Raw genomic sequence first — 9,107 nt, forward strand, 5'->3', positions numbered from 1 at the left:
GACGCGCTGCGCGAGGAAATCCTTCAGGCCGTAGTGCGCGCCGACAACCAGGCGCTTGGGACCGATATTGTTATTTGCCATCAGGGGCTCCTCAGAACAGGCCGAACAGCTTGGCGCCGAACACGACGGTCAGCAGCAGGCTGATGATCAGCACGCTCACGGCCGACTTGGAAGCCGAAGCTTTGTCGATGCCGATGTGCAGATCGAGGATCAGATAACGGATGCCAGCGCAAAAGTGGTGCAGATACGCCCAGATAAGCGCAAGGACGACGACCTTGGCGAAGCCGTTGGACAGAAGCGCCGAGAATTTGGCGAAACTGATTTCCGATGTGAGACTTTGTTCAAACAAGTACAGCACGAACGGAAGAAGAAGGAACATCAGCGCACCGCTGGCACGATGCAGGATGGACACCTTGCCGGCCCAGGGCAGTCGGTAACGGGCGATATCGCCCACACCGATGTTCCTGAATTCCGGCCTGGCTTTCTTGATGGCTTCTGCCATGGTCAGACCCCAATTGGCTAATCAACAAACAAAACAGCTTTGCACAAATCCGCGAGATTCTATCGCGCTTTTGTTGCGCAGCGCACCATTAATTCCATGCGACGCGCTCCACTATTGTGCCTCTTGCCCTCGCCTGCCAGTGGCGTGATACGGGGGCGGATTGTCCTCTCTACACCGCCTTCATGGCACGCAATACGCTGTTGCGTGCCGCACAAGTCCAGACGCTGCCGAAATCGTACGTGGCCGCGCAAATCGAGCCGGGCAGCACATCGTCAACTCAACTCGTTCTGGTAGTAGTGACGCGTCGTGACGTACAGACCACGACGTATCTCAACCGGTTTGTCGCCGAACGTATGCGACACGCGCTCCACAGACAACAGTGGCGACTCGGCCGCCACCGACAGCAGCTCGGCCGTAGCCGCATCGGCCGCCACGGCACGGATGCGCTCTGTAGCACGCAACATGCGCACGCCGAATTCCGCCTCGAAGAACGCGTACATCGGGCCCTTCCACTCGGTCAGCTTTTCCGCCGTCAGCCCTTTGAAGCTCAAGCCGGGCAACCAGATCTCTTCCAGCACGGTCGGCTCGCCCGAAAAAAACAGGATGCGACGAATCTGCACAACGCTGTCACCGGCCTTTAGCTCAAGCAGGCGGGCGATCTCGGCCGGGGCGCGCATGCGTTTGCATTCCAGCACGCGACTGCTTGGGTAGTGCTGCTCACCCTGCTCCGGCATCAGGCGCAGGAAACGGAACTGAACACCCTCTTCGTAGTGCGTAGTGACGAAGGTGCCTTTACCCTGGCGGCGCGCGACCAGATTCTCCGCCGCCAATTCGTCGATCGCCTTGCGCACGGTCCCCTGGCTGACCTTGTAGCGGGCCGCCAATTCCATCTCACTGGGGATCATTTCGCCAGGCTTCCATTCGCCGGCTTGCAGGCTTTGCAGAATCAGTGTCTTGATCTGCTGATACAGCGGACTGAAGGTAGGAGAGCCGCCTCCGCCGCCCGCAGATGCGGGCGATGCGCCGCCTTCGCCGCCTGAAGACGGCACCGCAGCGGATAGAGGGCTTGGTGTGCTCGACATAACTGGCGATTTCACCACAAAAGCGCCGAACGCGTCCAGCCCGTTTATAGAATGTCTTATGTCTTATATAAGACAGAAGATTAATTGACTTTCGCGTGAGGCCGGGCCTACACTCGCGCCTGTTCCGGGCGGCGGCCACCACGCGCCACAATGGCGCCAAGGTCAATCGCAAGTGTCTTTCCACATCGTCATGCGGACGCAGTAAACTGCGAGGCTCTTGCCGATTCCGAGCCGACCGCCCACAAGGCGCCGACCGTTGTCGGCAATGCCTGCGAGGCAGCACCGGCATCCTGCGGGGATGCAGGCCGCGCGCAGTGCGATCCGCTTTCACTACCGTTTGGAGAGTTCTCATGGCAAAAGCACCCATGCGCGTCGCAGTGACCGGCGCTGCTGGACAGATCGGTTACGCCCTGCTGTTCCGTATCGCGTCCGGCGAAATGCTGGGCAAGGATCAGCCCGTCATCCTGCAACTGCTGGAAATTCCCGATGAGAAGGCCCAGAAGGCACTCAGGGGCGTGATGATGGAACTCGACGACTGCGCCTTCCCGTTGCTGGCCGGCATGGAAGCCCACGCCGATCCGATGACTGCGTTCAAGGACGTGGACGTGGCCCTGCTGGTGGGTGCCCGCCCCCGCGGCCCGGGCATGGAGCGTGCAGACCTGCTGTCGGCCAACGCCCAGATCTTCACGGCGCAGGGCAAAGCCCTGAATGCCGTTGCTTCGCGCAACGTCAAGGTGCTGGTTGTGGGCAACCCGGCCAACACCAACGCCTACATCGCCATGAAATCAGCGCCGGACCTGCCGCGCGAGAACTTCACCGCCATGCTGCGTCTGGACCACAACCGTGCCCTGTCGCAAATTGCTGCCAAGACCGGCAAGCCGGTGTCGAGCATCGAAAAGCTGTTCGTGTGGGGCAACCACAGCCCGACGATGTACGCCGACTACCGCTACGCCACGATCGACGGCAAGAGCGTCAAGGACATGATCAACGATCCGGTGTGGAACAACGACGTGTTCCTGCCGACCGTTGGCAAGCGCGGCGCCGCCATCATTGAAGCGCGTGGCCTGTCGTCGGCCGCCTCGGCTGCTGGCGCCGCCATCGACCACGTGCGTGACTGGGTGCTGGGCTCGAACGGCAAGATCGTCACGATGGGCATCCCGTCGAACGGCGAATACGGCATTCCGAAGGACGTGATGTTCGGCTTCCCGGTCACCACGGAAAACGGCAAGTACAAGATCGTCGAAGGCCTGGAGATCGACGAGTACAGCCAGGGCAAGATCAAGATCACGCTTGACGAGCTGGAAGGCGAGCGTGCCGGCGTGCAGCACCTGCTGGGCTGAAACACATGATCTGAAAAAAACCGGAGCGGATCGGCAGCGACCCTCCGGTTTTTTTGCATCCGCATTCCCGTAAAACAGGCGCCATAAGCGCCGCCGAACCGATACCACCCCGTGCACCCCACCGAGGTTTTGTTCCAGGACGATGCCATGCCGGCCCAGTTGCCGGTCTGTGACCACTATGCGGGCGCAGAAAAGCTGATGCGCAAATCGCTCGCCCTGCAACAAGCCCTTGGCCCCGTCTTTGACATCACGTTTGACTGCGAGGACGGCGCCGCCGTCGGCCAGGAACGCGCGCACGCCGAACTGGCCGCCGCGCTCATCAACAGCGACGATAACCGCTTCAATCGCGTGGGCATACGCATTCACGATCCGAATCACGATGCGTGGACGCAGGACGTCGACATCCTCGTCGGCCTTGCCGGCAGCCGCCTTGCCTACGTGACCGTGCCCAAAGTGCGCGACGTGGTGGAAGTCGCACGCGTGACCGATCGTGTGAACCAGGCTGCCAAGGCCGCCGGCATTGCGCGGCACGTGCCGATCCATGTGCTGATCGAAACGCACGGCGCGCTGGCGCAGGTATTCGACATCGCGTCGCTCGTGCAGGTGGAATGCCTGAGCTTTGGACTGATGGATTTTGTTTCCGCGCACAATGGGGCGATTCCGGGCGCGGCGATGGGTTCGCCGGCGCAATTCGAGCATCCGCTGATCCAGCGTGCGCTGGCCGATATTTCCGCCGCGTGCCACGCGCACGGCAAGGTGCCGTCGCACAACGTGAGCACGGACATCAAGCACCCTGACCGCGCCGGCGCCGATGCCGCACGCGCCCGCCATGCGTTCGGTTATCTGCGCAAGTGGAGCATCCATCCGGACCAGATCGCGCCGATCGTTGCCGCCTTCCGCCCATCACACGACGAAGTGACACAAGCTGCCGCCATTCTTGCGGCTGCGCAGGATGCGTCATGGGGCCCGATTCAGCACGACGGACGCCTGCACGACCGCGCAAGCTACCGCTACTGGTGGGCCGTGCTGCAGCGTGCGCACACCACCGGCGTGGAGATGCCACCCGAAGCCGCGACGCGCTTCTTCGGATAAGAGGAGATACCCCATGACCGCCAACACCCAAACCAGCGCAGGCGCCCGCTTTCGCCAAGCGCTGGTCGACGAGTCGCCGCTGCAGGTGGTCGGCACCATCAACGCCAACCATGCATTGCTGGCCAAGCGCGCCGGCTACCGCGCGATCTATCTGTCGGGCGGCGGCGTAGCAGCGGGCTCGCTGGGCTTGCCGGACCTCGGCATCTCGGGCCTGGATGACGTATTGACAGACGTGCGCCGCATCACCGATGTATGCGACGTACCGCTGCTGGTGGACGTCGACACGGGCTTCGGTGCCTCGGCATTCAACGTGGCGCGCACGACCAGATCGCTCATCAAGTTTGGCGCCGCAGCCATGCATATCGAAGACCAGGTCGGCGCCAAGCGCTGCGGTCATCGGCCGAACAAGGAGATCGTCTCGAAGGACGAGATGGTCGACCGCATCAAAGCGGCCGTCGATGCGCGCACCGACGCCAACTTCGTTGTCATGGCCCGCACTGATGCACTCGCCGTTGAAGGTTTTGACCGCGCCCTCGAACGTGCCATGGCCTGCGTTGAAGCTGGCGCGGATGCGATCTTTCCCGAGGCAATGACCGATTTGTCGATGTACCGCAAGTTTGTCGATGCGGTGAAGGTGCCGGTGCTGGCCAACATCACCGAATTCGGCCAGACGCCGCTGTTCACGCGCGAGGAGTTGGCTTCGGTGGGCGTGTCGATGATTCTCTATCCGCTGTCAGCATTCCGGGCGATGAACAAGGCTGCCGAGAATGTCTACGCCGCCATCCGCCGCGATGGCACGCAACAGAATGTTGTCGACACCATGCAAACGCGCATGGAACTGTACGACAGCATCGGCTATCACGATTACGAAGCCAAGCTGGACGCGCTGTTCGCACAGAACCGCGGTTGAGCCGAGTCATTATCAACGTCAACACAACCAAGGAGAACGGAAGACCAGACTGCGGGGCAACTTGCCCGGGACAACCCAGAAAACGGCGCTGGTGCTGGCACGACACCCCTATTTGGTGGAACCGCCGAGCGAGCATGTAACAGAACGTTGGGCACAGCGAGCAAATCGGTCAAAATACCGGCCGGTGTGCGAAATGCCGTGGCATTCCGTGGCCTGGCAGCCGCCTCCCCCACTCTGTCTTACCGAAGGAAACCGTATGAACAAATTCATCGTGGGCGCCTGTGCTGGCGTTCTTTCGCTGGCTGCATCGCAATATGCAACCGCCCAGGCGCCGGCCAAGCCGGCTGCCAAGAAGGCGACGGCCAAGAAGCGTGCTGCCAAGAAGGCCGCGCCTGTTGCCGCCGTCAAGCCGGAAGGCGTGCAATGGAAGTGCGAGCTTGGCAACGAGCTGTACCTCAAGGGCGACATGGCGCGCGACCAGATCATCACGATGTACTGGAAGGGCAAGGACTACCAGCTGCCGCGCCAGATGACCCGCACCGGCGCTGATCGCTACTTCGACCAGAAGACCGGCATGGACTTGGTGGTGATCCCGGCCAAGGCTATGCTGTTCGACCGCAACGAAGGCCACCGTCTGGCCGACGAGTGCCAGACCGCCGAAATGGCTGCGGGCGCACCGGCACCGACGCAAGCCGGCGCCCTGCGCGCTCCGGCCGGCCTGCCGCTGATGACGCCGGATACCCCGGCGCCCGCACCGGCCCCCGCGCCGGGCGCAGCCCAGCCGGCCCAGCAGTAACGCGCTATCGCGCAAGCGGCCCACAGGAACCGCTCATGTCCGCATTGTTTGCGAACATCCGCACGAATCCAGACAAGGTCATCGTCGGCAATGTGACCTTGCCTGGGTGCGCCCGGCGCCTTGGGCCCATCGTGCCTGGGATCGTCCTGCCAATTGGGAACCCAGGCACCACAGGCACCCGGGGCACCCGGGGCACGGCGGTTACAGGCACATCCGTCTTCCGCCATCGGGCAATCGAAGAACACCCAAATACCATCGCCCGCGGCTCGCGCATCGATACGCTGCGCATGACAATTGCCCCAGGTGACGGCAAGCTTTTCACCACGCATGACCACGACGCCAAGAAGCGTTCGATCACCCATGGCATCACCGCCCGTTTCAGCGGCGGCAAGACGTTCAGCGGTGTCGTGGCGGAGTACCTGGTCGACCAGGAACCATGTCGTTCAACGAGTCTGTCGATTTGTACGTGATTTGATTTTGTCGAGTTGATGTATCCGCAAGGGGTGCACCGGCACCCCACGCAATCCTTAAGCCTTGGAGTCATGCCATGCCCCACAATCTGAAAAAAACACTCAAGGAATTTAAGATCAACGGCGGCCAGACCGGCAAGTTCCACTCCCTGCCGCAACTGGGCAAGGAACTGGGCGTGGCGATCGAGCGCCTGCCGGTGTCGATCCGCATCGTGCTGGAATCCGTGCTGCGCAATTGCGACGGCAAAAAGGTGACCGAAGAGCACGTCGCGCAACTGGCCAACTGGAAGCCGAACGCCGACCGCGTTGACGAGATCCCGTTCGTGGTTGCCCGTGTGGTGCTGCAAGACTTTACCGGTGTGCCGCTGCTGGCCGACCTGGCCGCCATGCGCAATGTGGCCGAGCGCATGGGCAAGAACCCCAAGAAGATCGAACCGCTGGTGCCGGTCGACCTGGTGGTGGACCACTCGGTACAGGTTGACCACTTCCGCGAGAAGAAGGCGCTGGATCTGAACATGCAACTGGAGTTCTCGCGCAACAACGAGCGCTATCAGTTCATGAAGTGGGGCATGCAGGCGTTCGACACGTTTGGCGTGGTGCAGCCGGGCTTCGGCATCGTCCACCAGGTCAACCTGGAATATCTGGCGCGCGGCGTCCATAAGAAAAACGGCGTGTACTACCCGGATACGCTGGTCGGCACCGACAGCCACACGACCATGATCAACGGCATCGGCGTGGTGGGCTGGGGCGTGGGCGGCATCGAAGCCGAAGCCGGCATGCTGGGCCAGCCGGTGTACTTCCTGACGCCGGACGTGGTGGGCGTGGAACTGAAGGGCCGCCTGCGCGAAGGCTGCACGGCCACCGACCTGGTGCTGACCATCACGGAAATGCTGCGCAAGGAAAAGGTCGTCGGCAAGTTCGTCGAATTCTTCGGCGAAGGCACGGCCAGCCTGTCGCTGCCGGACCGCGCGACCATCGGCAACATGGCGCCGGAATACGGCGCCACGATGGGCTTCTTCCCGGTGGACGAAAAGACCATCGACTACTTCAAGGGCACCGGCCGCACCAAGGAAGAAATCGCTGCGTTTGAAGGCTACTTCAAGGCGCAAAAGCTGTTCGGCATTCCGAAGGCTGGCGAGATCGACTACACCAAGACGCTGACGCTGGACCTGGGCACGGTGGCACCGTCGCTGGCTGGCCCGAAGCGCCCGCAAGACCGCATCGAAATCGGCAACGTAAAGTCGACGTTCTCGTCGCTGTTCGCAAAGCCCGTGTCTGAAAACGGCTTCAACAAGAGCGCCGCAGACCTCGACAAGACCTTCACCACCACCAACGGCGTGGATGTGAAGAGTGGCGACGTGCTGATCGCGGCCATCACCTCGTGCACGAACACCTCGAACCCGAGCGTGTTGCTGGCCGCTGGCCTGCTGGCAAAGAAGGCGGTAGAAGCCGGGCTGGAGGTCGCGCCGCACATCAAGACCTCGCTCGCCCCCGGAAGCCGTGTGGTGACGAAGTACCTGGAAGCCGCCGGCCTGCTGCCGTACCTGGAAAAGCTGGGCTTTGGCGTAACGGCCTACGGCTGCACGACTTGCATCGGCAACGCAGGCGACCTGACGCCAGAGTTGAACGAAGCCATCGTGAAGAACGACATCGTGGCCGCCGCCGTGCTGTCGGGCAACCGCAACTTTGAAGCGCGTATCCACCCGAACATCCGTGCCAACTTCCTGGCCTCGCCGCCGCTGGTTGTGGCTTACGCGATCGCCGGCAACGTGACGCGCGACCTGATGACCGAGCCGGTCGGCAAGGGCAAGAAGGGCCGCGACGTCTACCTGGGCGACATCTGGCCGACCTCGGACGAGATCGCCAAGCTGATGAAGTTCGCCATGAACGCCGACACGTTCCGCACGAACTACGAACAGGTCAAGAAGCCGTCCAAGCTGTGGGCCAACGTCAAGGGTACGAAGGGTCAGGTCTATGACTGGCCGAAGTCGACCTACATTGCTGAGCCGCCGTTCTTCGAGGGCTTCGGGATGATGCCGGCTGCCGCTTCGGCATCAGTTTCGGGCGCGCGCGCGCTGGGCGTGTTTGGCGATTCCGTGACCACCGACCACATCTCCCCGGCCGGCTCGATCAAGGAAACGTCACCCGCCGGCAAGTACCTGCTGGCCAACGGGGTGCTCAAGGCCGACTTCAACAGCTACGGCTCGCGCCGCGGCAATCATGAGGTGATGATGCGCGGCACGTTCGCCAACGTGCGCATCAAGAACCTGATGATTCCGGCCAAGGCCGACGGTTCGCGCGTGGAAGGTGGTGAAACGCTGTTCCAGCCGACTGGCGAACAAATGTCGATTTACGACGCAGCCATGAAGTACATCGCCGACGGCACGCCGACAGTCGTGTTCGGTGGCGAGGAGTACGGCACGGGCAGCTCGCGCGACTGGGCCGCCAAGGGCACGCAACTGCTGGGCGTGAAGGCCGTGATCGCGCGCAGCTTCGAGCGCATCCACCGCTCGAACCTGGTCGGCATGGGCGTTCTGCCGCTGCAGTTCAAGGGCGACGACTCGGCGCAGTCGCTGGGCATCGTGGGCGACGAAACTTTCGACATCGAAGGCCTGGACGGCGAAATCAAGCCGCAACAGGACGTCACCCTGGTGATCAAGCGCGCCAACGGCGAGACTACGCGTGCGCAAGTGCTGCTGCGCATCGACACGCCGATCGAAGTCGACTACTACAAGCACGGCGGTATTCTGCCATTCGTGCTGCGTCAGCTGCTGGCGGCTTAAGTTACAAGCCAGGCCTCCACGCTGGTCTGTAGCAGATCGAAAGCCGGCTCTTCGGAGCCGGCTTTTTTATGGTTCATCGAGGAATTCCGGGGAAGGCGGCGCGGATCTTGAGGAAGAAGTATTCCTCGTCGC

At 62.2% G+C, this 9,107-nt stretch carries 8 protein-coding genes and 1 pseudogene; 6 read left to right on the forward strand and 3 right to left on the reverse strand.

Annotated features, from left to right (window positions below):
- The 3 genes and pseudogenes from PSUB009319_RS22585 to PSUB009319_RS22595 all read right to left on the reverse strand — a co-directional run.
- Positions 1-81: pseudogene (locus PSUB009319_RS22585) on the reverse strand (succinate dehydrogenase, hydrophobic membrane anchor protein); the annotation flags it as partial.
- Between the two features lie 10 nt (positions 82-91).
- Complete coding sequence (gene sdhC, locus PSUB009319_RS22590; protein ID WP_124384405.1) at positions 92-502, reverse strand: succinate dehydrogenase, cytochrome b556 subunit; 411 nt, start codon at positions 500-502, stop codon at positions 92-94.
- A 272-nt stretch (positions 503-774) separates the two neighbouring features.
- Complete coding sequence (locus tag PSUB009319_RS22595; RefSeq protein WP_124384406.1) at positions 775-1,584, reverse strand: GntR family transcriptional regulator; 810 nt, start codon at positions 1,582-1,584, stop codon at positions 775-777.
- Between the two features lie 350 nt (positions 1,585-1,934).
- Here PSUB009319_RS22595 and PSUB009319_RS22600 point away from each other — a divergent pair, with 350 nt between their 5' ends.
- From PSUB009319_RS22600 to acnA, 6 genes are all read left to right on the forward strand, one after another.
- On the forward strand, positions 1,935-2,924 hold the full coding sequence (locus PSUB009319_RS22600) for a malate dehydrogenase (protein ID WP_124384407.1): 990 nt from the start codon (positions 1,935-1,937) through the stop codon (positions 2,922-2,924).
- A gap of 111 nt (positions 2,925-3,035) precedes the next feature.
- Positions 3,036-4,016, forward strand: coding sequence for a CoA ester lyase (locus tag PSUB009319_RS22605; RefSeq protein ID WP_124384408.1), 981 nt, complete (start codon positions 3,036-3,038; stop codon positions 4,014-4,016).
- Positions 4,017-4,029: 13 nt separating this feature from the next.
- Positions 4,030-4,926, forward strand: a complete 897-nt coding sequence (gene prpB, locus PSUB009319_RS22610) for a methylisocitrate lyase (RefSeq protein ID WP_124384409.1) — start codon at positions 4,030-4,032, stop codon at positions 4,924-4,926.
- A 256-nt stretch (positions 4,927-5,182) separates the two neighbouring features.
- The gene (locus PSUB009319_RS22615; RefSeq protein ID WP_124384410.1) at positions 5,183-5,722 is read left to right on the forward strand and encodes a hypothetical protein; all 540 of its coding nucleotides are present in this window, start codon (positions 5,183-5,185) and stop codon (positions 5,720-5,722) included.
- Positions 5,723-5,757: 35 nt separating this feature from the next.
- Complete coding sequence (locus tag PSUB009319_RS22620; RefSeq protein WP_124384411.1) at positions 5,758-6,192, forward strand: 2-methylcitrate dehydratase; 435 nt, start codon at positions 5,758-5,760, stop codon at positions 6,190-6,192.
- 77 nt (positions 6,193-6,269) lie between these two features.
- Entirely contained in the window at positions 6,270-8,975 is a 2,706-nt protein-coding gene (gene acnA / locus PSUB009319_RS22625) for an aconitate hydratase AcnA (RefSeq protein ID WP_124384412.1), read from the forward strand.
- The last annotated feature ends 132 nt before the right edge of the window (positions 8,976-9,107 follow it).

Origin of the sequence: Ralstonia sp. SET104 (assembly GCF_003851545.1) — a bacterium.
In the GTDB taxonomy this organism is placed as follows: Bacteria; Pseudomonadota; Gammaproteobacteria; order Burkholderiales; family Burkholderiaceae; genus Ralstonia.